16 protein-coding genes and 2 pseudogenes are annotated in these 24,041 nt (G+C 72.6%); 17 read left to right on the forward strand and 1 reads right to left on the reverse strand.

The window, feature by feature from the left end:
• Positions 1–152: 152 nt before the first annotated feature.
• A complete protein-coding gene (pgm, locus tag ACIQHQ_RS35470) occupies positions 153–1,793 on the forward strand; it encodes a phosphoglucomutase (alpha-D-glucose-1,6-bisphosphate-dependent) (RefSeq protein WP_402620329.1) in 1,641 nt (546 codons plus the stop codon).
• Positions 1,794–1,847: 54 nt separating this feature from the next.
• Here the strand turns inward: pgm and ACIQHQ_RS35475 are convergent.
• A pseudogene (locus ACIQHQ_RS35475) lies at positions 1,848–2,240 on the reverse strand (DUF5949 family protein); the annotation flags it as partial.
• Positions 2,241–2,494: 254 nt separating this feature from the next.
• Here ACIQHQ_RS35475 and ACIQHQ_RS35480 point away from each other — a divergent pair.
• The 16 genes and pseudogenes from ACIQHQ_RS35480 (at position 2,495) to ACIQHQ_RS35555 (ending at position 24,015) form a co-directional block, all read left to right on the forward strand.
• Positions 2,495–2,782 carry a zinc-ribbon domain-containing protein gene (locus tag ACIQHQ_RS35480; protein WP_402620331.1) on the forward strand — a complete coding sequence of 96 codons (288 nt, stop codon included), beginning with the start codon at positions 2,495–2,497 and terminating at the stop codon, positions 2,780–2,782.
• 564 nt (positions 2,783–3,346) lie between these two features.
• Positions 3,347–3,832 carry an SRPBCC family protein gene (locus ACIQHQ_RS35485; protein ID WP_402620334.1) on the forward strand — a complete coding sequence of 162 codons (486 nt, stop codon included), beginning with the start codon at positions 3,347–3,349 and terminating at the stop codon, positions 3,830–3,832.
• A 235-nt stretch (positions 3,833–4,067) separates the two neighbouring features.
• Positions 4,068–5,072 (forward strand): trypsin-like serine peptidase, encoded by a 1,005-nt coding sequence (locus ACIQHQ_RS35490; protein ID WP_402620336.1) that lies wholly within the window; start codon positions 4,068–4,070, stop codon positions 5,070–5,072.
• Between the two features lie 210 nt (positions 5,073–5,282).
• Positions 5,283–6,767 carry a cytochrome P450 gene (locus ACIQHQ_RS35495; RefSeq protein ID WP_402620339.1) on the forward strand — a complete coding sequence of 495 codons (1,485 nt, stop codon included), beginning with the start codon at positions 5,283–5,285 and terminating at the stop codon, positions 6,765–6,767.
• Between the two features lie 490 nt (positions 6,768–7,257).
• A complete protein-coding gene (locus ACIQHQ_RS35500) occupies positions 7,258–11,124 on the forward strand; it encodes a Pls/PosA family non-ribosomal peptide synthetase (RefSeq protein ID WP_402620342.1) in 3,867 nt (1,288 codons plus the stop codon).
• A gap of 77 nt (positions 11,125–11,201) precedes the next feature.
• Positions 11,202–12,545, forward strand: a complete 1,344-nt coding sequence (locus tag ACIQHQ_RS35505; protein WP_402620345.1) for a M1 family metallopeptidase — start codon at positions 11,202–11,204, stop codon at positions 12,543–12,545.
• A 63-nt stretch (positions 12,546–12,608) separates the two neighbouring features.
• Positions 12,609–12,839 carry a hypothetical protein gene (locus ACIQHQ_RS35510; protein ID WP_402620347.1) on the forward strand — a complete coding sequence of 77 codons (231 nt, stop codon included), beginning with the start codon at positions 12,609–12,611 and terminating at the stop codon, positions 12,837–12,839.
• Positions 12,840–13,154: 315 nt separating this feature from the next.
• A complete protein-coding gene (locus tag ACIQHQ_RS35515) occupies positions 13,155–13,706 on the forward strand; it encodes a snapalysin family zinc-dependent metalloprotease (protein ID WP_402620350.1) in 552 nt (183 codons plus the stop codon).
• Between the two features lie 919 nt (positions 13,707–14,625).
• Entirely contained in the window at positions 14,626–15,555 is a 930-nt protein-coding gene (locus ACIQHQ_RS35520; RefSeq protein ID WP_402620353.1) for an alpha/beta hydrolase, read from the forward strand.
• Positions 15,556–15,773: 218 nt separating this feature from the next.
• A pseudogene (locus tag ACIQHQ_RS35525) lies at positions 15,774–17,384 on the forward strand (LuxR C-terminal-related transcriptional regulator); the annotation flags it as partial.
• Positions 17,385–17,565: 181 nt separating this feature from the next.
• On the forward strand, positions 17,566–18,834 hold the full coding sequence (locus ACIQHQ_RS35530) for a PucR family transcriptional regulator (RefSeq protein ID WP_402620356.1): 1,269 nt from the start codon (positions 17,566–17,568) through the stop codon (positions 18,832–18,834).
• 275 nt (positions 18,835–19,109) lie between these two features.
• Positions 19,110–19,931 carry an ABC transporter ATP-binding protein gene (locus tag ACIQHQ_RS35535; RefSeq protein WP_402620359.1) on the forward strand — a complete coding sequence of 274 codons (822 nt, stop codon included), beginning with the start codon at positions 19,110–19,112 and terminating at the stop codon, positions 19,929–19,931.
• A complete protein-coding gene (locus ACIQHQ_RS35540; RefSeq protein WP_402620362.1) occupies positions 19,928–20,728 on the forward strand; it encodes an ABC transporter ATP-binding protein in 801 nt (266 codons plus the stop codon). Before ACIQHQ_RS35535 ends, ACIQHQ_RS35540 begins: the two co-directional genes overlap by 4 nt.
• A complete protein-coding gene (locus tag ACIQHQ_RS35545) occupies positions 20,725–21,624 on the forward strand; it encodes a branched-chain amino acid ABC transporter permease (protein ID WP_402620365.1) in 900 nt (299 codons plus the stop codon). The genes ACIQHQ_RS35540 and ACIQHQ_RS35545 overlap by 4 nt, the downstream gene beginning before the upstream one ends.
• Positions 21,617–22,744: a branched-chain amino acid ABC transporter permease gene (locus ACIQHQ_RS35550; RefSeq protein WP_402620368.1), complete on the forward strand. Its 1,128-nt coding sequence runs from the start codon at positions 21,617–21,619 to the stop codon at positions 22,742–22,744. Before ACIQHQ_RS35545 ends, ACIQHQ_RS35550 begins: the two co-directional genes overlap by 8 nt.
• Positions 22,741–24,015, forward strand: a complete 1,275-nt coding sequence (locus tag ACIQHQ_RS35555; protein WP_402620370.1) for an ABC transporter substrate-binding protein — start codon at positions 22,741–22,743, stop codon at positions 24,013–24,015. Before ACIQHQ_RS35550 ends, ACIQHQ_RS35555 begins: the two co-directional genes overlap by 4 nt.
• The last annotated feature ends 26 nt before the right edge of the window (positions 24,016–24,041 follow it).

Here is a 24,041-nt window from a genome sequence, read left to right on the forward strand (position 1 = left end):
TCCGTAGCGCCGCCTCCCCGTGCGCGTGCCGTCCCCCGCGTGGTGTGGCGCACATCCGGCCCTCACCGGGGCGCCCCCCTCGCGCGGCACCGCTGTGAAGAGGAAGGATGAGAGCGCAAGCGAAGGATCAACCCATGCGGAGGAGCGGGCCCATGCAGCACGAGCGAGCGGGAAGTCCGGCCGGACCCGAAGATCTCGTCGATGTCGCTCGGCTGGTCACCGCGTACTACGCGCTTCACCCCGACCTGGACGACCCGGGGCAGCGCGTCACGTTCGGGACCTCCGGACACCGCGGATCGTCACTGGCGAGCGCGTTCAACGACGACCACATCGCGGCGACCAGCCAGGCCATCTGCGAGTACCGCGCCGGTCAGGGCATCGACGGCCCCCTCTTCCTGGGCGCCGACACGCATGCCCTGTCGGAGCCCGCGCGCGTGACCGCCCTGGAGGTGTTCGCCGCCAACGAGGTGACCGTGCTGATCGACGCGGCGGACGGCTACACGCCGACCCCGGCCGTCTCGCACGCCATCCTCACCCACAACCGGGGACGCACCACCGGCCTCGCGGACGGCGTCGTCGTCACGCCCTCCCACAACCCGCCCGCCGACGGCGGGTTCAAGTACAACCCGCCCAGCGGGGGCCCCGCCGCCTCCGACGCGACCTCCTGGATCCAGGACCGGGCGAACGAGATCATCCGGAGCGGCCTGAAGGACGTACGGCGCGTCTCCTGCGCCCGCGCCCTCGCCGCCCCCACCACCGGCCGGTACGACTTCCTCGGCACCTACGTCGCCGACCTGCCCGGCGTGCTCGATCTGGACGCGATCCGCTCGGCCGGCGTCCGTATCGGAGCCGACCCGCTCGGCGGGGCGTCGGTCGCCTACTGGGGCCGCATCGCCGAACAGCACGGTCTGGACCTGACCGTCGTCAACCCGCACACCGACCCCACCTGGCGGTTCATGACGCTGGACTGGGACGGCAAGATCCGCATGGACTGCTCGTCGCCGTACGCGATGGCCTCGCTCATCGAGCAGCGCGACCGCTTCCAGATCTCCACCGGCAACGACGCCGACGCCGACCGGCACGGCATCGTCACCCCGGACGCGGGCCTGATGAACCCCAACCACTACCTGGCCGTCGCCATCTCCTACCTCTACGCCCACCGCGATCGCTGGCCGGCCACCACCGGCATCGGCAAGACCCTGGTCTCCTCCGCCATGATCGACCGGGTCGCCGCCGACCTGGGCCGCGAGCTGGTCGAGGTGCCCGTCGGCTTCAAGTGGTTCGTGGACGGACTGGCGGGCGGCACCATCGGATTCGGCGGGGAGGAGTCCGCCGGGGCGTCCTTCCTGCGCCGGGACGGCTCCGTGTGGACCACCGACAAGGACGGCATCCTCCTCGCGTTGCTCGCCTCCGAGATCACGGCGGTGACCGGCAAGACCCCCTCCGAGCACTACGCGGGGCTGACCGCCCGCTTCGGCGAACCGGCCTACGCGCGCATCGACGCTCCCGCGACCCGCGAGGAGAAGGCCCTGCTCGCCAAGCTCTCTCCGGCCCAGGTCAGCGCGGACACGCTGGCCGGGGACGCGGTCACCGCGGTGCTCACCGAGGCCCCCGGGAACGGGGCTGCCATCGGCGGCATCAAGGTGACCACCGACAACGCCTGGTTCGCGGCCCGCCCCTCGGGCACCGAGGACGTCTACAAGATCTATGCCGAGTCGTTCCTCGGCCCCGACCACCTCGGCCGGGTCCAGGAGGAGGCCAAGTCAGTGGTGCTGTCGGCCCTGGCCGCCTGACCACGAGCACGGCACGGCCCGGGCCGCCGCACGTGGCCCGGACCCCGCCGCCGGTCAGCCGCGCAGCCTGCGCGCGGGCAGGACGGCATGCGTCCCCGAGGCCGTCGCGTCCTCGTCGGAGGTGAAGGCGGCGAGCGTCTCGACGGCACCGGGCTCGCCGCCCTGCGGCCGGGGCCGGGTGATGAAGACGTGGTCGGCGAAGCCGAGTTCGCCCACCGCCTCCAGCCAGGTCTCCGGCGGGCCGGACTGGGACCGGAGGTGCCGCACGGTGAGGAGGGCCGACCCGGGCACGACGAGCGGACTCATGGGCAGGCCGGGCAGCCGGACCGGGTGGACGAGTCCCTCGCCCGGAGGGAGCCCGGCGCTCAGCAACAGCTGCTCGATGGCCTTCGAGGTGCCCTGCGGACCGTTCGCACCGTCTCCGAGGGAACCGGCCAGGAGCCAGGGACGTCCCCGTCGGGGTCGTGCCCCGTCAGGACTGGACGACGAGGGATCCCAGGGCGTCGGCGGGCGCGGACTGCGTTGCGGGTGAGATCGTGGTTACCGCGGAACCGTATGGGCGCCCCGGGAGACACCCGGTCCGCCGTCACCCGAGTGGACCGGCGCCGGCCCGGCTCTCCGCACGAACGAGGGGCTCACGCCGCCGGTGTGCCCGCGATACAGGACACTGGGTGAAGATCCGACCCGGGAAGGACCGACACGTGATCATCTTCGGCACCAAGGGATACCTGTACCAGCTGGCGATACTGACGCTGGTGTGCGGCCAATGCGGAAATCCCGCCGCCCACACGCTTCGCAAGCGCGTCACGAAGTTCACCCTGTTCTTCGTCCCGCTGTTCCCTGTCTCCACGAAGTACCTGACGCAGTGCACCTTCTGCGGCGCGGAACAGAAGGTGACCAAGGAACAGGCGGAGCAACTGCAGACCCAGAGCGCGAACGGCCCGAGCGGCCAGGCGTACGGGCAGCCGCAGCAGCACGACCGGTTCTGATACGGGGCCGGGCCGCTGCGGTGAGCGTCCGTACACCGGTCGCCGGTGCGTGCCTCGGATCACGGGCGTGTATCAGATCACAGCAACTCCGTCCCCACCTCTGTCACGGTCGGCCACGGACGCTGCTCGTCGCTGACGACTCCGCCCTCACGCTGCCCGAGCGCGGATCCATGTGCCGTCGGCCTTCTGCTCGGGCACGGCCCGGTCGTCCTCACGCGGCCGGACGCCGCCGGCCTCGGCCCCGGCTCGGGCAGCAACGGCTCGGCCAGCGACCACAGTTCATCCGGCACGATCCACGGCCGCGACTGACGCTATCCCACGACTTCACCACGAGCAGAACGGCCGACGGTCACTGATCAACACCTTCTGTCAGGACCTCCGAGCCGGCGAGCCCGGCCAACGGCCTCCGCTCGCGGACGCCGAGGACCATCACCCCCGCGCCTGATGCGCTGATCGCATCCGATGTGGCAACCGCGGCATCCCGGGTACTCGGCCTTCGCGGGCCCGGACCCGTGTGGGCCGATGGGCCTCCTGCAGTCGATCAGTGAATACGGAGGCATACGGATGAGCACCATCAAGGAAACCGTCGAAGTCGACGTCCCCGTCCATACCGCCTACAACCAGTGGACGCAGTTCGAGGAATTCCCGAACTTCATGGAGGGCGTCGAAGAGGTCAGGCAACTGGACGACCGCCACAACCACTGGATCACCAAGATCGGCGGGGTGCGGCGCGAGTTCGACACCGAGATCGTCGACCAACTGGCCGACGAACGGGTCACGTGGCGCACGACCAGCGGAGACACGCACCAGAGGGGCTCGGTCCGCTTCGAGCGCCTCGACGACACCCACACCAGGGTGGAGCTCGTGATGGATGTCGAGCCCAGCGGAGCCGTGGAGAAGGCCGCGGACATGATGGGCACGATCGACCGCCGGATCAAGGGCGACATGAAGCGCTTCAAGCAGTACATCGAGGAGCGCGGAGTCGAATCCGGCGCCTGGCGCGGCCGCGTCCAGCCGGGCGGCCCCAGCGGCTCCGGCCCCATTCTCTGACACCAGCCGCGCGCTCCCCGAACCCGGCCTCCACGCGAGGCCGGGTTCTTCTGTGCCCGCATGTCCCGTTCCGCGCGGGGAGGATGTGAAGTTTTGGCCATCGCCATGTCATGCACCTGTCCATATCGGTCTCCGAGTGGCACGCTGCCTCCTGACTGTCCGCAGTGACACCCCCTGCCTGACCGGGTGACGGGCTCTCCGTCGTCCGGCCCCCACAGCAGAAGGAGACCGCGTGATGGGCGAACCCCGCAGACGTCCCTCCACCGGCGGCACCACCCGCGCCCGCCGCTGCGTCCTCGGCACGCTCGCCGGCGTCGCCGCGCTCCTCGCCACCGGCGTCACCGCCGCACCGGCGAGCGCCGCACCGGACCCCGGCCTGATGACCCCCTCGGCACAGGAACGCGCCCTGGCCTTCTGGACCCCGCAGCGGATGCGCGAGGCCACCCCGCTCGACGTCCTGACCGTCGACCGCTCCGACGTGCGATCACCGGCACTCCGCAAGGGCAAGGCCACCGTCGTGGCCCCCAGTGCTCCCGCCTCCGCCGTGGGCCCGCTGGCCTTCCCGCACGGGGGCGGCCCCTGGTCCGGCGGGGGAGCGGTGACCAAGACGGCCGGACGGGTGTTCTTCACCCACCAGGGCCGCACCGCGTCCTGCTCCGGCAACGCGGTCACCAGCGCCAACAAGAGCACCGTGCTGACCGCGGGCCACTGCGTGAAGCTGCAGGGAGCCTGGCACACCAACTGGGTGTTCGTACCCGGCTACCACGACGGGCAGCGCCCGTACGGCACCTGGACCGCGTCCAAGACCCTGTCCACACCGCAGTGGACGGCCAGTGAGGACATCAACTACGACATCGGCGCGGCCGTGGTCGCCCCGCTGGACGGGAAGAAGCTGACCGATGTCGTCGGCGGTCAGGGCCTGGCCTTCAACACCGGCTACAACAAGGCCATGTACTCCTTCGGCTACCCGGCCGCCGCGCCGTACGACGGCGAGAAGTTCATCTACTGCAGCGGCACCACCACCCGGGACTTCCTGCTGTCCAAGGACCACGGCCTGACCTGCAACATGACGGGCGGCTCCAGCGGCGGACCGTGGTTCACCCAGTTCAACGAAGCCACCGGAACCGGCCTGCAGTCCTCGGTGAACAGCTTCAAGTACAACTTCTTGCCGAACGCCATGTACGGCCCGTACTTCGGCGCGGACGCCCAGAACCTCTACCAGAGCGCCCAGTCGTCCTGATCCGACCCCGACCGGAAGCCGGGTCCTGCGCCGAACCAGGGCGAAGGACCCGGCTTCCCGGCGTCGGCGCGACCACTTCCCCGGCCCCTCGACGGCAGGCCGGCGCCGGTCGGGTGTGACACAGAGAGCACGGACGGCCGGAATTGCGCGGGGACGCGTTGGGCATGCATCGATCGTTTGCCGACGCCCCCACAAGGAGTGAAACCGGCCATGCGCGCTCCCGCGACGTCGCCCACCCGCACCGCCCCCGGAGGGCTCCCCCTGATCGGCCACGGCCTCCGGCTCGCCCGCGATCCCTTGCCTTTCATCAGCTCCCTGCGCGACCACGGCCCCGTCGTGCGCATACACATCGGCCCCACGCCCGCCTACGTCGTCACCGACCCCGCCCTGACCCGCAAGGTCCTCGTGACCGACGCCGCGCACTACGCCAAGGGCGGCAGGATCATCGACGCCCTGCGTGTGTTCTTCGGAGACGGCCTGGCCACCATCGCCGACGGCGACGCCCACCTGCGCAACCGACGCCTGATGCAGCCCATGTTCAACAAGGCGCACATCGCCGACCGGGGTGACGCCATGATCGAACAGGTCGCCGCGACGGTCGGCGCGTGGCCCGAAGGACAGCCGCGCGCGGTGTACGACGACATGAACGAGGTCACCCTCGCGGCCTTCCTCGTCGCCCTGTTCGGCGCGGACCTGCCCGAGCACCTGGCGGGTGAGTTCACCGCGTTGATGCCGGAGATCATGAAAGGAACGATTCGGCAGACGATCCTCCCGCCCTGGGCGACCCGGCTGCCGCTTCCCGTCAACCGGGCGCACGCGCAGCGCGTCGCCCGCCTGCGTGCCCTCGTCGACCAGGCCATCGACCACCGTGTGAGCCGGCCGGCCGGGCCTCCCGCCGACGCCGGAGCCGCGGCGGCCGAAACGGGATGCCCGCACGCGGCGGCCGCCCGGGAGCAGCGGACCGGCCTCTTCGACACGCTGCTGACCGCCGAGGAATCGCTGTCCCGCCGGCAGCTCCAGGACGAGGCCATCACCCTGCTGACCGGAGCCATCGAGACCACCGGCACCACCCTGGCCTGGACCCTCTACGAGATCACCCGGCACCCGCGGGTCGAGCAGCGGCTGCGCGAGGAACTCGCCACGGTGTGCGCGGACCGGCCCTTGACCTACGGCGACCTCGATCGTCTCCCGTACGCACGCCGGGTGTTGCGGGAGGCCATCCGCAAGTACGGCCCGGCCTGGCTGGTGACCCGGACCGCCACCCGCGACCTCGACCTCGGCGGGCATCACGTTCCCGAGGGTGCCGACGTGGTCTGGAGCCCCTACCTGCACCAGCACGACCCCGACGTGTTCGCCGACCCCGACGCCTTCGACCCGGACCGCTGGACACCCGAGAACGTGTCGGCCACCCGAGGTTCGTTCCTCGCCTTCGGCGACGGTCGCCGCAAGTGCATCGGCGAGAACTTCGCCTGGGCCGAACTCCAGATCATCCTGGCGACCATCCTGCGGACCTGGCCGTCCTTCCGGCTCACGTCCCGTGCGCCGCGGCCCCAGGCCGTGGTGACGGTCAAGCCGGACCGCATGACCATGGAATTCCACCGGCAGGCGTCCCCGGCCCGGCATGCGAGTGACACCCGGCCCCGCACCGCGACGGCCCCTGATCCGGGCACGAAGCCCTCGCCGTCCGCCGGTTGATCCACGACCGAGGTGCCGGTGCCGTTCGACGGCTTCCCCTGGGTGGCGCGCCTGGGCCCCCCGGGGGACGGCTCCGGACGCCGTCCTCCTGCGGCACCTCACCGCGGACACCCTCGCCCCGCCCTGCTCCGCGTCACGGACGACCCCCCACCTTCGCAGCCGTGCACGGGAGTCGGCCCGCTGGCCGGCCGAGAAGCACGGCGTGGCCCGGGTCCTGGCGGGGCTGGACCGGTTCTCCCCTGACCGGTGCGGCGTGCCCTGACATCGGTGTGGGCGAAGTCTCGTTCGTTCGAGGATCTCCAGGTCAGAGTGGTCTTGCCGGGCCCGCCCCACCCTCGGAAGGCCGATCCGGGTGGCGTGGCCAAGCGCCCAAAACTAGCTTCGTACTAAGATTTCCGGCTTGTTACCGAGCTGGAGCCGGACAACCCCAGGCACACCTGCGGGCCCGCCAGCGCCCCGGAGGCATCCGGGCTCTCAACGCGAGGACCGGATGGCAGCCATACAGGAGAGCGACGCTCTCGGCCTGCTCGGCGAAGAGCTCGACGCGGAGAGCCGGCAGCAGTTCGGAGACGCGGCCCGCTTCCCGGGGCGCCCGGCCGCCTCGCCACGCACGCTCGTCGACGTCTTCGACGCGTCCGTACGGTCGTATCCCGACGAGCCCGCCCTGGACGACGGCACGAGCAGCCTCACCTACCGCGCGCTGGCTGCGGAGGTGGAGCGACTGCGGTGGCGGCTCGGTTCCGTCGGGGTCGGGCTCGGAGACCGGGTGGGCGTCCGGGTTCCGTCCGGCACCAACGAGCTCTACATCGCGATCCTCGCCGTGCTCGCGGCCGGTGCCGCGTACGTGCCCGTCGACGCCGAGGACCCGGACGAGCGGGCCGGGTTGGTGTTCGGGGAGGCGGACGTGCGGGCCGTCATCGGGGCCGGGCACGAGATCACCCTGCACGGTGCCGGAAAGGCTCCCGCGGCGCGCCCCGGCATCGAGCACGACGCGTGGATCATCTTCACCTCCGGCTCCACCGGGAAGCCCAAGGGCGTCGCCGTCTCGCACCGCAGCGCCGCCGCGTTCGTGGACGCCGAGGCCGCGCTGTTCCTCACCGACGAGCCGATCGGGCCCGGCGACCGGGTCATGGCGGGGCTGTCCGTGGCGTTCGACGCCTCCTGCGAGGAGATGTGGCTGGCGTGGCGGTACGGCGCCTGTCTGGTGCCGGTGCCGCGCTCGCAGGTCAGAAGCGGTGCCGATCTCGGGCCCTGGCTGGTCGAGCAGGAGATCACCATCGTGTCGACGGTGCCCACGCTCGCCGCCCTGTGGGAGCCGGAGACCCTCAGCGACGTCCGGCTGCTGATCTTCGGCGGTGAGGCATGCCCCCCCGAACTGGCCCAACGGCTGGTGACCGAGGGACGCGAAGTCTGGAACACCTACGGCCCCACCGAGGCGACCGTGGTGGCCTGCGCCTCGCTGATGAGCGGTCAGGAGCCGATCCGGATCGGACTGCCGCTGGACGGCTGGGAACTGGCCGTCGTCGACGAGGCCGGCGAGCCCGTGCCGATGGGCGGCAGCGGGCAGCTGGTGATCGGCGGGGTCGGGCTGGCCCGGTATCTCGACGCCGAGAAGGACGCGGAGAAGTACGCGCCCCTGAAGTCCCTCGGATGGGAGCGGGCGTACCGCAGCGGCGATCTCGTCCGGGCGGACCCCGAAGGGCTGGTCTTCCTCGGACGCGCCGACGAGCAGATCAAACTCGGCGGACGGCGCATCGAGCTGGGCGAGGTCGACGCCGCGCTCCAGGGCCTGCCCGGAGTCGCCGGCGCGGCGGCCGCCGTACGGACTGCCCGCGGCGGCAATCAGCTCCTCGTCGGATACGTCGTCACCCAGGACGGGTGGGACCACACCGTCGCCTTCGAAAGGCTCCGCGCCGAACTGCCCGCCGCGCTCGTGCCGTTGCTCGCGCCGGTCGGGGAGCTGCCGACGCGCACGTCGGGCAAGGTGGACCGCGACGCGCTGCCCTGGCCGCTGGAGGACCTGGAGACAGGCGGCCCGGCGGAGCAGCTCTACGGCACCGAGGCCTGGCTCGCCGAACAGTGGACCGAGGTGCTCGGCATCCCGGTCACCAGTGCCTCCGACGACTTCTTCGCGATCGGCGGCGGCAGCCTGTCCGCCGCCCAGCTGACCACCCGGCTGCGCGGCCGCTACCCGCGCGCTGCCGTCCTGGACATCTACCAGCAACCGGTGCTGCGCAAGCTCGCCCGGCGCCTGGAGAAGTCGGTTCGGGACGACGAGACCCGGCGCACGATCGCCCCGGTGCCCAGGCGCGCCCAGGCCGTCCAGCTGCTCATCCTCGGCCCGTTGTTCACCCTGCTCGGTCTGCGCTGGATCGTGGCGCTGGCCGCGCTCGGCAATCTGCTGCCCGCCTGCACCTGGCTTCCGACGGCCCCTTGGTGGCTTCTCGCCGTCGGGGCCGCCGTCCTGTTCAGCCCGCCGGGGCGACTCGCCCTGGCCGCCGGTGGCGCGCGGCTGCTGCTGCGCGGGGTGAAACCCGGCAGGTACGCGCGTGGAGGCGGCGTCCATCTGCGGCTGTGGGCCGCCGAGCGGCTGGCCGAGTTCAGCGGCGCGACATCACTGACCGGGTCCTGGCTGGAGCGGTACGCGCGGGCGCTGGGCGCCAAGGTCGGCCCGGACGTCGATCTGCACTCGCTGCCCCCGGTCACCGGGATGCTCAAGCTGGGGCGGGGCGCGGCCGTGGAGTCCGAAGTGGATCTGTCGGGGTACTGGCTGGACGGGGACCGTCTGGAGGTCGGCGCGCTGAAGGTGGGCGCGCACGCCGTCGTCGGTACCCGCAGCGTGCTGTTCCCCGGCGCCCGGGTGGGCAAGCGGGCAGAGGTGGCGCCCGGTTCGGCCGTCACCGGACAGGTTCCCACCGGTCAGCGGTGGGCGGGGGCGCCCGCGGTCAAACTGGGCAAGGCCAAGCGCAACTGGCCAGAGGAACGGCCCCCGCGCGGGACGCACTGGAGCGTGATGTACGGCCTCACCGGCTTCGCGCTGACGATGCTGCCCGTGCTGGCGGGCGGGGCCGCGTTCTGCGTCGCCCGGGTCTTCTTCACGCCGGACTCGCCCCTGACGGGCGCCGCCCTGGCCCTCGTCCCGGCGACGCTCGCCTTCGGGCTGGCGTACGCCGCGCTGATCCTCATCGCCGTTCGGCTGCTGAGCCTCGGCCTGCGCGAGGGAACGCATCCGACGCACAGCCGGGTCGGGTGGCAGGCGTGGACGGTCACGCAGTTGATGGACCGGTCGCGGGAGATGCTGTTCCCGCTGTACGCCGGGCTGGTCACACCGGTGTGGCTGCGGCTGCTCGGGATGCGGATCGGGCGCGGCGCCGAGGTCTCGACCGTCCTGGCACTGCCCAGTCTGACGACGGTCGGCGAGGGCGCGTTCCTGGCCGACGACACCCTGACCGCGCCCTACGAGCTCGGCGGTGGCTGGGTGCGGATCGGGCGGGCCCAGATCGGGCGGCGGGCCTTCCTCGGGAACTCGGGGATGACGGCTTTGGGGCGGAGCGTGCCGGACGGCGGGCTGGTCGGCGTGCTGTCGGCGACGCCGAAGAAGGCCAAGAAGGGCACCTCCTATCTGGGGCTGCCGCCGGTCAAGCTGCCGCGCGCCGCCGCCGACGGCGACCAGAGCCGCACCTACGAACCGCCGGCCCGGCTGCTGTGGGCACGCGCTCTGGTGGAGCTGTGCCGGATCGTGCCGGTCTTCTGCTCGGCCGGGCTGGCGGTGCTGACGATCGCCGCGTTGTGTGCGCTGGGGGAGTGGGCGCCGCTGCTGTCGGGCCTGGTGCTGCTCGCGGCGGGAGGGTGCGCGGCCCTCGTCTCGATCGCCGCCAAGTGGGCGCTCGTGGGGCGGCATCACAGTGGGGAGCACCCGCTGTGGTCGTCCTTCGTGTGGCGCAACGAGCTGGCGGACACCTTCGTCGAGGTGCTGGCCGTGCCGTGGCTGGCCGGCGCGGTACCGGGCACGCCGGTGATGACGGCCTGGTTGCGGGGCCTGGGCGCACGGATCGGCCGGGGCGTGTGGGTGGAGAGCTACTGGCTGCCGGAGACCGATCTGGTGACGCTCCAGGACGCGTCCACCGTGAACCGGGGCTGTGTGCTTCAGACGCACCTCTTCCACGACCGGATCTTGCGGACGGATACTGTGGTCCTCCGTGAGGGCGCGACGCTGGGCCCTGGCGGGATCGTCCTGCCCGGCAGCACGATCGGGGCCCGCACCACGCTGGGTCCCGCGTCGCTCGTCATGGCCGCGGAGTCCGTCCCCGACGACACCCGCTGGCTCGGCAACCCGATCGAGGCATGGCGCCCCTGAGCGCGGGCCACCCGGAGCCGGAGGGCGACGGACCGGCAGGCAGTGGCAGCGGCGCAGCGCAGGGAGAGCAGACGGCAGTGGCAGTCCAGCAGGCGGCGGGCGCGGACCCGTACTTCCCGGAGCACGGCGACCCCCGCTACCGGGTGCACCGGTACGAACTGGCGCTGGACTACCGTCCGGGCCCGAACCGGCTGTCCGGGACGGCCCGCATCAACGCCATAGCGGGGCGGGCGCCGCTCACCGAGTTCGTGCTGAACCTGGCCGACTACAAGATCGGTCGGGTGCGGCTCGACGGACGGCAGCCCCACTACACGCACCGCGGCGGCAGGCTGCGCGTCCGCCCGGCCAAGCCGGTCCGCGCCGGGGCGCCGTTCACGGTCGAGGTGCACTGGTCGGGCAACCCCGAGCCGGTGAACAGCCCCTGGGGCGGGCTCGGCTGGGAGGAGCTGGAGGACGGGGCGCTGGTGGCCAGCCAGCCGATCGGGGCGCCGTCGTGGTACCCGTGCAACGACCGGCCCGCAGACAAGGCGTCGTACCAGCTCTCCATCACCACGCCGTCGGCGTACGCGGTGGTGGCGGGCGGACGCCTGCTGACCCGGACGACGAAGGCGAGCACCACCACCTGGGTGTACGAGCAGTCGGCGCCGACGTCCAGCTATCTGGTGGGCCTGGCGATCGGCAAGTACCAGACGGTGCTGCTGGGCGACCCGGGGCCGGGCGGAGTCCCGCAGCACGGGCACATCCCCGCGCAGCTGCTGGGTGACTTCTCGCGGGACTTCGCGCGTCAGCCGCGGATGATGGAGGTGTTCCAGGATCTGTTCGGGCCGTACCCGTTCGACGAGTACGCCGTCGTGGTGACCGAGGAGGAGCTGGACGTGCCCGTCGAGGCACAGGGGCTGTCCCTGTTCGGCGCCAACCACGTGGACGGGGCGCGGGGTTCGGAGCGGCTGGTGGCGCACGAGCTGGCGCACCAGTGGTTCGGCAACAGCGTGTCCATCGCCGACTGGCGGCACATCTGGCTGAACGAGGGGTTCGCGAAGTACGCGGAGTGGCTGTGGTCGGAACGGTCGGGCGGACGCACGGCGGAGCAACTCGCATCAGCGGCCCACCGGTTGCTCTCGTCGCTGCCGCAGGACCTGCGGCTGGCGGACCCGGGTCGCAAGTCGATGTTCGACGACCGGCTGTACGAACGCGGAGGGCTCGTGCTGCACGCGGTGCGCTGCGCCCTGGGCGACATCGCCTTCTTCCGCATGCTGCGCGCCTGGGGGCAGTCGCACCGGGGCGGCACCGTCACGACCGCCGCCTTCACCTCGCACGTGGCCCGCTTCGCGTCCGAGCCGGTGGACGAACTGCTCCGGGCGTGGGTGCAGGGGGCGACGCTGCCGCCGCTGCCGCAGGCCGGGAGGCGTGCGGCGGATTAGGCCCCACCCGCCTTGCGGCCGGTCGGGTTGTGGGCCTGCAGGGCCGCGAGGCCAGGATCGCTGGTGGTCCCGGTCGCGAAACGGGCCGCCTTCGCCGAACGCGAGCCGCCCGAAGTCCTCGCCGACGCGGCGGTGTCCGGCCGGGTCGGGGTGCACCTCGTCGGGCAGTGGGTGTTCGGCGTGGTCCTGCTCGCCGTAGCTTGCGGCGCTGCGGCGTACCCGTGCCCGATGGCATCGATCGGCTTGCGACGAGCACACCTGGCGCACATGGTTCCCCCGGTTCGCCGGCAGTGACGCGGGCCCGCGGATTGTGCTCTGCCCCGTCTGCGCGGTCAACGGCGTGATCACGCTCGACCGGACGCTGATCACCCCTCGTTCCGGCAGCGGGGCTGTCCGGGCCGCCCGCACGGGGGTACCCGGCGAGGCCGCCGCCTCGGCGCCCGGGTACCTGGAGGTGCCAACGGGCGGGGAGCACGGTCGCGGCCGTCGCCTGACGGTCCGGCAGGCGGTGGGCGTATTCCGGTCGACGGATTCGGGGGTGACCCCGCTGGGCAAGGGGCTAAAGAATGTCATGAGCACGACTGCCCTTCCCCCACAAGGAGGTCGATCATGCACGTCCGCTTGCTGACCGGCGGCCTGGCTGCCGCCTGTCTGGTGTCCATGTCCCTGACGGGTGGCCAGGTCGCCACCGCCGCGCCCGATGCGCCGGCCGCCCGGGTCCTGACCTATGACGCCGCCGGCTCCGCGGAGTTCAGGAGCGCCGTCGATCGCGGCGCCGCGATCTGGAACGAGAGTGTCGACGCCGTCGAGCTGCGGCCCGTCGCCGCCGGACAACGCGCGAACATCCGGGTCCTCGCGGACAACGGCTGGCCGCGCGCCCTGCCTACCACCCTGGGCAACGGGACCGTGTACATCGGGCGCCAAGCCGTCGACCAGGGCTACCACACGATCCGCATCTCCGCGCACGAACTCGGACACATCCTGGGCCTGCCGGACCGCAAGCCCGGACCGTGCTCCAGCCTGATGTCCGGTTCCAGCGCGGGTACTTCGTGCACGAACCCGTATCCCAACGCGGCGGAGAAGGAGGAGGTGGAGGGGAACTTCGGCGGCGCACTCGCCGGACGGGCCCCGGCGGTGCGAGCCGGCGTGATCGTGGACTGACACATCGCGCCTACACCCGAGAGGGATGCCCGGCGGATTGCGGGCATCCCTCACCAGGCCGTCGCGGCCGGGCACGCGGTCACCGGATCGCGCGCACGGCCGCTTCGCCTGAGCGGGCCTTCCGGAGCCAACCCGCGATGTCCTGTCCCGCCTGAGCCCTCTCCCCGGGATGAGGTGGTGAGCCGCGACACGCAGGGCCGCCGGGAGTCCGGCGGGAACACCGTACGCGCCACGCCCCGCGCACCGGCTGAGTGATCGCGAGGGCCGCTGCCCGCCGTCCTGGCGTGTTCGACGCAGGCGACGATGAAGCCGGCCCCGAGAGCAGGCAGGGGCCGACTCCGTGACGATCTGCTGGTCGCCGCCGAACGGGGCGGGTGCGTGCCGGCTCAGTCGGACCGCACACGGTCGCATCCGGGGCCGTACCGTCACCGGCGAAGCCGGCCTGCAGGCCCCGCCGATCACCGGCGCGGACGCCTTCCAGCCCGTCCCGGTCGATGCCCGGTGTGTGCATGGGCAGTCAGGCCGTCGGCGCCGCTCCGGACGGCGCGGTGAGGCCGCGCTCGTGGAGCGTGCGCGCGAGGCCGGGGTGATCTGGCACCGGCCGGGTTCGGCGGTCACCTTCTCTCGACCCATGCCAAGGCCTCGCGGCACTCCGGGCGATCCGGCCGAGCGCGCCGCCTTGCGATCCGGCAGGGGTGTGCGGCCAGGTCGGCCGGGGAGTCCCGGTACGCCCGGTGCGGTCGATCAGCGTCCGTCGGCGTCACGAGACCGGTGACATTGCCGGTCCGCGCGCGGTGGCCGGTCCCTGACAGTGTCAGGGCCAGCCCGAGGGCGGTGCCCGTCGGGGGCACGCTGCGGACGCCCCAGGTCCCGCGTGCCCGTGAACGGCCGACCGCCACGACAGAAAGGACGACTCGTCGTGCGACTCCATCCCCACACCGATTCACCCCCTGGCGCCCGTGGCTCACGCGGGCGCCGGGCCGGGCGACTGGCCGCCGCCGGGGCGGCGCTCGCCGTCGTCGTCGGCCTGGGACCCCTGGCCGGCCCTGGCGCCCACGCCGCGGACAACCCCTACGAGCGCGGCCCGGCCCCCACCACCTCCAGCATCGAGGCGCTGCGCGGCCCGTACGCCGTGTCGCAGACATCCGTCTCCTCGCTGTCCGTCACCGGATTCGGGGGCGGCACCATCTACTACCCGACGAGCACCAGTGACGGCACCTTCGGCGCGGTGGCCGTCTCGCCCGGCTACACCGCCTACGAGTCGTCCATCTCCTGGCTCGGGCCGCGCCTGGCCTCGCAGGGCTTCGTGGTGTTCACCATCGACACACTCACCACGCTCGACCAGCCCGACTCGCGCGGCCGCCAGCTCCTGGCCGCCCTGGACTACCTCACCGAGCGCAGTGCGGTGCGCGGCCGCGTCGATGCCTCTCGCCTCGGCGTGATGGGCCACTCGATGGGCGGCGGCGGCAGCCTGGAGGCCGCCAAGGCGCGCCCGGCCCTCCAGGCGGCGATCCCGCTGACCCCGTGGAACCTCGACAAGACCTGGCCCGAGGTCACCACGCCGACCCTGATCTTCGGAGCCGACGGGGACACCATCGCCCCGGTCGCCTCCCACGCCGAGCCCTTCTATTCGAGCCTGTCCTCGTCGCTGGACCGGGGCTATCTGGAGCTGAACTCGGCGACGCACTTCACGCCCAACTCGTCGAACACGACGATCGCGAAGTACAGCATTTCCTGGCTCAAGCGGTTCATCGACAACGACACCCGCTACGAGCAGTTCCTGTGCCCGCTGCCCCGGCCGAGCCTGACCATCGAGGAGTACCGGGGCAACTGCCCGCACCGCTCCTGACGTCCCGCGCCCCGGGCTGCGGAAGACGGCGGGGAGGGGGAACCGGCGGCGGACGCGTCACACGTGTCCGCTACCGGCGGCGTGCCGGGGCACGGCCGGGAGGGCCGGCCGTTGGGCAGCGGCACAATCCGTCCCCCGGCCGGGGCTCGGTCGAGATGCGGGTTGAGCTGCGGTTTGGATGCTGGGACACCCGGACGTCAGCCTTCCGGTCTTCTTTACGCGCAAGTAACCTCCGTGGGATGACCGGAGACAGCAGCAGGGCGCGGACGGCTCCCCGCACCGGGAGCCGGAACGGGCGGGACGCCGCCCGGTGGGCCGCCGAGGACCGCGGTGGTGCCGAACTCGCGCGCGGCAGACGGCAGTTGTTCGACGGGCCGGTGGGTGACGCGCGCGAGTCCCTGTTGCTGGCCGCATCCCTGCTGGCCGCTCACGCCCCCGAGACGGCCGAGGCCGCCTGCCTCTGCGCGGCGGACGCCGCATGGGCCTCGGGTGACGCCCCGGCCTGTCTGGCCGTCCTCGACGGCATGGAGAACCCGGCGCGGGCCGTGCAGTACGCCGTACAGGACACCGCGGCACCCGGGACCGTTCCTGGGGGTGGGCCGTCGGGGCCGGGGCCGGAACGGGCCCGGGACCCCTTCCTCCGGGACTACCGCGACGGCATGCGGGCTCTGCTGGCCCGCCGGCCGGAGCACGCTGCCGGGCCGCTGCGGCGCGTGCTGGACCAGGCGTACATCGACGGCCGGCCGGAGCGGCTGCTGCGCGCGGCGGCGGCAGCCCTGCTGCTCGGGGACGTCCGGGCGGCTCGCGCCGCCGGCTCACGCGCCCTCGCGGCCGCCCGCCACGTGGAAAACGCCGCGTACGAAGCACGGGCCCTGGAGTACCTGGCGTACGGGGAACTGCGCGCAGGCCGCCATGCGCAGGCCCGCGCCCACGCGGAGGAGGGCGTGCGTGCGGCACTGCTGGCCGGCCACCGCAACACCGCGGCGAGCCACCACGCGATGCTCGCCCTGGCCGCTTCGATCGAGGGCGACACCGTCGCGGTCGCGGGCCACGCCACGGCCGCCCTGAACACCGCTCGTCGCCATGGCCTGGCGCAGGTCGCGACCCTGGCGGAGTGGGCCATCGCCCGCGCCGACCTGGCCCGCGGTCGCCCCCTGGACGCCGCCGACCGGCTCGGCCCGCTCGTCGGGGCCGGTCCCCGGCGTGGTCACTTCGCGGTGTGGATGCTGGCCGTGCCCTGCTTCGTGGAGGCCGCGGTGCTCGCCGGGCAGCCGGAGGACGCGCGAGGAGTGGTCGACGATCTCGCCCGGTGGGCGGCCTTCGGGGCCGATCCGCACGCGCCCGCCCAGCTCGCCCGCTGCCGTGCCCTGCTGACCGCCGAGGACGGTGAGGCCGACGAGCTCTACCTGAGGGCGCTCACCCTGCACGACGAGTCGGGCGGCGACTTCGAGCGTGCGCGCACCGAGCTTCTCCACGGCCGGTGGCTGCGGCGGCGCCGTCGGCTGCGGGAGGCCCGTGGCAGGCTCACAGCCGCCCTGGTCGCCTTCGAACGCTGCGGCGCCGGCGCCTGGGCCGACCAGGCGCGTGGTGAGCTGCGCGCCAACGGAGCCGCGTCCGGTACGGAGCCGAGCGCAGGGCTCTCACGGCTGACGCCGCAGCAGCTGCGGATCGCGCGCCACGTGGCCGAGGGCGCCACCAACAGGGAAGTGGCCCAGCGGCTGGCCGTCAGCACCCGTACGGTCGACTACCACCTGCGCAACGTCTTCGCGGCTCTCGGCGTGCGCTCTCGCGTCGAGCTGGCCCGCCTGGTCGACCAGGAGAGCCGCTGAGATACACCCCCGCGACTCGAGAAGACCGCCGCACGACTCTGGGGACCGACCGGACGGTATGTCATTCTTCGAGTCAGGACTATTGGGTGACGACGGCCGAACGCGCAGCACACCCGCCGGCCGCCGCGAGCCCGGCCGGCGCCGGGCCCTGCCGTAAGGCCGAAGTCGGGGGAGGACCGCGATGCATCCTGCCGCACGCACACGCACGACGCTGCGCACCGGGCCGGCCCCGGTTCCGCAGCCGCGGACACGACGGATCCGCTCGCTGATCGACGCCGACGCGCTGCGCGTCCTGCACCGTGCGGCCCGCGTCCTGCTCGACGACCTGCCGGAGCTGACCGACCGGCTGCTGGCGGTCCTGCGCGAGCAGGAACCGGCGTACCGGACCGCACTGGAGAACGACCCTGCCGCCACCCGGCAAGAGGCCTACCACTCGTTGCGGCACAGCGTGACCTCGCTGCTCGACCCGCGCGGCACCCGCGAGGCCGCCCACCGCTGCACCTGGAGGATCGGTGTCGCCCGGGCCGAGCAGGGGCTGCCGCTGGACGCCCTGCTGCACGCGTTCCGGCTGGGCGGGTCGCTGGTGTGGCAGCGGCTGGTCGAGGAGACCACCCGCTCGGAACCGGAGGACATCCGGCTCCTCGTGCACGTGGCCACCGACGTGTGGAACTTCGTCGACGAGCACTGCACCCTCGTGGCGGACGCCTACCGGCAGGCCGAGCGGCAGCTCGCCTGGCGGCGCGAGAACCGGGTGCGTCTGCTGGCGGCGGCCCTCCTGGACGGCACGAGCCGGATCGCCGACCTGCCCGAGACCGCCGAGCGACTGTGCCTGCCGGAACACGGCCGGTACGTCGTCGTCGCGGCCGCCGGCGGCCGCCCGCAGGACCCCGCGCCCGGGGGGAGCGTCTACCGGCACGCGGGAGTGGAGGTGGACTACGGCATCGTCCTGCTCGGCGACGAGGGGGACGAGGAGACCGGCCGGGACCCCGTGGTGGCCCTGGGCCTGCCCACCGACGGCAGGGCCGGGTGCCGGATCGGCGTCGGAGGCGCCGTGACGGGACTCGCCGCCGTCCGGGACGCCCGGCGGCTGGCGGACCTGGCCCTGAGCATCTGCCCGCCCGAGGGCGGCACCGTCCGGCTCGCCGAGCACCTGCCCGAGGCGCTGGTCGTCTCCTGCGCGGAGCTCGGCGCGACCCTCACCGAGCGGGTGCTCGGCCCGCTGCTGCGGCTCGAACCGGCCGACCGGGACGTGCTGCTGGACACCCTGGTCGCCTGGTTCGCCTGCGAGGGGTCCGCGCAGCGAGCCGGTGAACGGCTGTACTGCCACCGCAACACCGTCCTGAACCGGCTGCGCCGCTGCGAGCAGCTCATCGGCCGCTCCCTGGCGCGTCCGCACGACGTGGTGGAGATCGGCCTCGCGCTGACGGCGCGCCGGCTGCTGCGCGGCTGACGGGCGCTCCGCCCACGCCGGCCTGCGCGAGGGAAGCGACTCGGCACGCACGTCCAGGGCAGCGCGTACGTTCCCGGATCTCCGGAGCTTTTGGAGTGCCCGGGGCCGCCGGCCGGTCGCCACCCCTGGGCAGCCGCACAATCCCCGCCGACCCGCGTTGGGACCGCGCAGCCACCCGGCCCGAACGCCTGTACCGCCCGCCCGCGCACGTGCTGTCGTGAGCTGCCCTTCCCCCGAAGCATCCGTGCCCGACGGCACGGATCCGAGGAGCCGTGATGCCCGAAGCACCACCGGACGAAGAGCCCGCCCTGCACGTCGAGGGCCTCGACGTGACCTACGGCCGCGCCCTGTCCGCCCTTCGTTCCGTGTCCCTGACCGTCCCACACGGCACGGTCGTCGCCCTGCTCGGCGCCAACGGCGCGGGCAAGACGACTCTGCTGCGGGCGGTGTCGGGCACCTTGCGCCTGCACCACGGCGCGATCACGGCAGGCCGCATCCGCTACGGCGCCACGCGACTCGACGGCCGCGACCCGGTGGCCGCGGTACGCGCGGGAGTCGTGCAGGTCCCCGAGGGACGCCGGGTCTTCGCCGGACTCACCGTCGACGAGAACCTACGCTCCGGCGGCCTCGGCCTCGGACGACGCCGACCGGACCAGGTCGCCGAGGTCCGCGACCGGGTCTTCGCCCTGTTTCCGCGCCTCGCCGAACGTACCCGGCAGGCGGCGGGGCTGCTGTCCGGCGGCGAACAGCAGATGCTCGCCATCGGCCGGGCCCTCATGGCCGCGCCACGCCTCCTCCTGCTCGACGAGCCCTCCCTGGGCCTCGCCCCCCAGATGGTCTACCGGATCGCCGAGGTCGTCCGCGAGATCAACGCCCAGGGCACCGCCGTCCTGCTCGTCGAGCAGAACGCGGGCATGGCGCTGTCCCTCGCCGACACCGCCCACGTCCTGGAGGTCGGCGAGGTCCGGCTCTCCGGGCCCGCGGACGAACTTGCCCGCACCGACGCCGTGAAGCGGCTCTACCTGGGCGAGACCACCGAAGAGGGCGCCGAGTCCGCGCCGAGAGCCGGAACCACCGAGGGGCAGGGAGCCGCATGACCGTCCGCACCACCGCACCGCCCGAACTGGCCGTGACGGACGTGACCGTCCGCTTCGCGGGACTCACCGCTCTCGACACGGTGTCCTTCACCGTCTCCCCGGGCTCCGTCCACGCACTCATCGGGCCCAACGGAGCAGGCAAGTCCACCTGCTTCAACGTGCTGTCGGGGCTGTGCCGCCCGGCCACGGGCACCGTACGACTCGGCGACGCCGACCTCACCCGGCTCGCACCGCACCGCATCGCCGCCCTCGGCGTCGCCCGCACCTTCCAGAACATCGTCACCACTCAGGGCACGGTCGCCGACAACCTCATGCTCGGCCGCCACGCCCTGACCCGAGCCGGGTTCACCGCCAGCGCGCTGCGCCTGCCGCACGCCCGGCGCGAACAACGCGCACACCTCGACCGGGCTCGCGAGATCGCCGAACTGACCGGTCTGGCAGCGCACTTCGACAGCCCGGTGGCCCTGCTCCCCTACGGCGACCGCAAGCGCGTGGAGTTCGCCCGCGCCCTGTGCCTGGAGCCGAGCGTCCTGCTGCTCGACGAGCCGGTCGCCGGCATGAACGCGGCCGAACGCGTCCGCATGGTGGAGGTCGTGCACACCGTCCGAGCCGAACTCGGCCTGTCGGTCGTCCTCGTGGAGCACGACATGGGCCTGGTCATGCGGCTCGCCGACGAGGTCACGGTGCTCGACTTCGGCCGTGTCATCGCCCACGGCACCCCGGACGAGGTCCGCCGCGACCCCGAGGTGCTGCGCGCCTACCTCGGTACCGGCGCCGAGCAGGAGGACGCGGCATGACCACCCTCCTGGACAACGTCTTCAACGGCCTCGCCCTCGGCGCGGTCTACGCCCTGGTCGCCCTCGGCTTCGTCATCATCTTCAAGGCCTCCGGCGTCATGAACTTCGCCCACGGCTCCCTGCTGCTGCTCGGCGGCTACCTCACCGCCGTACTCCACGACGCCCTCGGCTTCGCCGGTGCCCTCGCGCTGGCGGTGCTCATCACGGCGGCCGTGGCCGGTGCCATGGACCGCTTCCTGCTCCAGGCCGGCGGGGGAGCGGACCCGCACACCGCCCACGTGCAGACCATCGTCACCATCGGCGTCGACATCCTCATCCTCACCGACCTGTCGCGGCGTATCGGCGGCGACCTGCTCTCACTCGGTGACCCCTGGGGCGATTCGGTCAGCGGGCTCGGGCCGGTGACCGTCGCGGACAGCCGGATCGCCGCGATCGTGGTCTCCGGCGTGGTCATCGCAGGCGTCTTCGCCCTGTTCCGCCACACCTCGTGGGGCCTGTCGCTGCGTGCCGCGGCCGAGGACGTGGAGGCGGCCTCCCTGATGGGCGTGCGACTGGTGCGCATACGCATGCTCGCCTGGTGCCTCGCCGGAGCGCTGGCCGCCCTGGCGGCGGTCTTCCTCGCCGCGTTCCCCGCACCCGGACTGGAGCGCACCACCGGGCAGATCGCCCTGAAGGCGTTCCCGGCGGCGATCCTCGGCGGGATGGCCTCGCCGCCCGGCGCCCTCGCGGGCAGCCTGCTGATCGGCATGACCGAGGCGCTCGTGGCGGGCTACCAGTCCGATCTGCACGTCCTGGGTGAGGGGTTCGGTGACGTCGCCCCCTACGCGGTGATGGTGCTGGTGCTACTGGTCAGGCCCACCGGCCTGTTCGGCGCGAAGGCGGCGGTCCGTGTCTGAGCGACTCTCCCGCACCCGTGCGATCCGCCTGGTCCCGACCCTCGCGGCCGTCACCGTCCTGTGCGCCCTGCCCTTCTACCTCGACGCGTTCTGGCTGCGCATCGGACTGTTCTCGATGGCGGCCGCCGTCGGCGCCGTCGGCCTCGGCCTGCTGTCCGGAACGGCGGGCCAGCTCTCCCTCGGCCACGCCTTCTTCCTCGCCGTGGGCGCCTACGGCTACGTGTGGCTGGCCGGTGAGCCCGGACCCGGCCTCCCGAGCGCCGTTGCCGCCGTGCTCGCGGTCCTGCTCGCCGGGGCGGCCGGCGGACTCTTCAGCCCCGTCGCCGGCCGGGTGCGCGGCATCTACCTGGGCGTCGCCACCCTGGCCCTGGTCTTCCTCGGGCATCACGTCCTGCTCACGGCGGACTCCGTCACCGGCGGTTTCAACGGCCGCTCGGTGCCACCGCTGGAGCTGGGCGGCTTCTCCTTCTCCGCGGATTCCGAACTGACCCTGCTGGGTGTGCCGTTCGGCGCCGAGGAACGGCTGTGGTACCTGGGGCTGGCACTGTTCGCGCTCACCTGGTTCACCGCCCGCGGACTGCTCCGGGGCCGTCCCGGACGCGCCCTGGTGGCGCTGCGCGACAGCGAGACCGCGGCCGCGGTGATGGGCGTGGACGTCTCCCGCTACCGCTCGGCGGCCTTCGTCGTCTCGTCGATGTACGCCGGGCTGGCAGGGGTGATGCTCGCCCTGTCCTTCCGCCGCGTGGTGCCCGACTACTTCGGCCTGGTGCTGTCCGTCGACTACCTCGCCATGATCGTCATCGGTGGGCTGGGGTCGGTGGCCGGAGCCACCGCCGGCGCCGTCTTCGTCACCGCGCTGCCCCTGCTGATGACCCGTTATGCCGACCAACTGCCCCTCGTGGCCGCCCCCGGCACCACCGACGGCACGGTCGGCCCCACCGAGGCCGCCCGCTACCTCTACGGAGCGGCGATCGTCCTGATCCTGCTGTTCGCGCCCGACGGACTGCACGGCCTGGTCCGCCGGCTGCGCGCCCGCCGGACCGCCTCACCACGGGCGAACACCACCTCTCCGTCCCGACCGTACGCGCCCGCCGCACGAGCCAAGGAGCCCACCCCGTGAAGCACCACACCGCACCACGCACCAGCACGCTTCTGGCCACTGCCCTGGCGGCCCTGCTGCTCGCGGTCACCGGATGCAGTTCCAAGGCTGACTCCTCCGGCAGCACCGGCGACGGCGCCGACGGCGTCAAGACCGGGCCCGGAGTGACCGACAAGGTCATCAGACTCGGCGCCCTCACAGATCTCACCGGCCCCTACGCCACCCTCGGCAAGAGCATCGTGCAGGCCCAGCAGATGTGGGCGGACGAGGTCAACGCCCGCGGCGGCATCTGCGACCGGCGCATCGAGATCGTCGTCAAGGACCATGGCTACGACGTCCAGAAGGCCGTCACCGCCTACGCCGACCTCTCCGCGGACGTCGTGGCGCTGCCTCAGGTCATCGGCTCACCCGTGATGGCCGCCCTGCTCGACGACATCGAGCGCGACAAGGTGCTCACCTTCCCACAGGCATGGGCCGCCTCCCTGCTGGACCGGGACGCGGTCCAGGTCCTGGGCACCACCTACGACATCGACATGATCGCCGCGGTCGACTTCCTCACCCGCACCAAGGGCCTGGCCAAGGGCGACACCATCGGCCACGTCTATTTCGAGGGCGACTACGGCGCCAACGCCCTCGAAGGCTCCCGGTGGGCCGCGAAGAAAGCCGGCGTGAAGGTCGTCGGCCAGAAGATCAAGGCGACCGACACCGACCTGTCCGCGCAGGTCTCCGCACTGCGCAAGGAAGGCGTGAAGGCCATCCTGATCAGCGCAGGGCCGGCCCAGACCGCGTCGCTGGTCGGCGTCGCGGCCTCCCGCGGTCTGAAGGTGCCCGTCGTCAGCAGCGCCCCCGGCTACGCCCCTCAGCTCATGAAGACACCGGCCGCACCCGCCCTCGCGGCCATGCTGAACGTGGTCAGCGCCGCGCCCGCGGTGAGCTCCGACCTGGCCGGGGTGCGCAAGATGGTCGCCTCCTACAAGAAGAAGTACCCGGACTCCCTTGTCGACTCCGGCGTGCTGTCCGGCTACAACGCCGCTCAGTTGATGGGCACCGACCTGAAGAAGGCCTGCGAGAACGGCAGCCTCACCCGCGAGGACGTGGTCAAGGCCCACCGCTCGCAGTCCGAGGCCGACGCCGGCCTCGGCACCGTACAGAACTTCTCCGACAAGGCGCGGCCCGCGAGCACCTCGACCTATGTGCACAAGCCGGACGCCAAGGCGGTGGGAGCCGCGGTGAACCTGGAGGATGCCCATTCCGCACCGGGTGTCGAGGAGTACCTCGCCTCTCGCGATTGACCGTGCGGACACCCCCTGGGATCGGT

Origin of the sequence: Streptomyces sp. NPDC092370, from assembly GCF_044755265.1 — a bacterium.
Classification (GTDB): Bacteria; Actinomycetota; Actinomycetes; order Streptomycetales; family Streptomycetaceae; genus Streptomyces.

Bases quoted from the DNA above. Each gene is read 5' to 3' on its own strand.
- ACIQHQ_RS35545 (WP_402620365.1), top strand. From the start codon at position 20,725: ATGACCACCCTCCTGGACAACGTCTTCAACGGCCTCGCCCTCGGCGCG.
- ACIQHQ_RS35540 (WP_402620362.1), top strand. From the start codon at position 19,928: ATGACCGTCCGCACCACCGCACCGCCCGAACTGGCCGTGACGGACGTG.
- ACIQHQ_RS35530 (WP_402620356.1), top strand. From the start codon at position 17,566: ATGCATCCTGCCGCACGCACACGCACGACGCTGCGCACCGGGCCGGCC.
- ACIQHQ_RS35535 (WP_402620359.1), top strand. From the start codon at position 19,110: ATGCCCGAAGCACCACCGGACGAAGAGCCCGCCCTGCACGTCGAGGGC.
- pgm (WP_402620329.1), top strand. From the start codon at position 153: ATGCAGCACGAGCGAGCGGGAAGTCCGGCCGGACCCGAAGATCTCGTC.
- ACIQHQ_RS35500 (WP_402620342.1), top strand. From the start codon at position 7,258: ATGGCAGCCATACAGGAGAGCGACGCTCTCGGCCTGCTCGGCGAAGAG.
- ACIQHQ_RS35495 (WP_402620339.1), top strand. From the start codon at position 5,283: ATGCGCGCTCCCGCGACGTCGCCCACCCGCACCGCCCCCGGAGGGCTC.
- ACIQHQ_RS35490 (WP_402620336.1), top strand. From the start codon at position 4,068: ATGGGCGAACCCCGCAGACGTCCCTCCACCGGCGGCACCACCCGCGCC.
- ACIQHQ_RS35515 (WP_402620350.1), top strand. From the start codon at position 13,155: ATGCACGTCCGCTTGCTGACCGGCGGCCTGGCTGCCGCCTGTCTGGTG.
- ACIQHQ_RS35485 (WP_402620334.1), top strand. From the start codon at position 3,347: ATGAGCACCATCAAGGAAACCGTCGAAGTCGACGTCCCCGTCCATACC.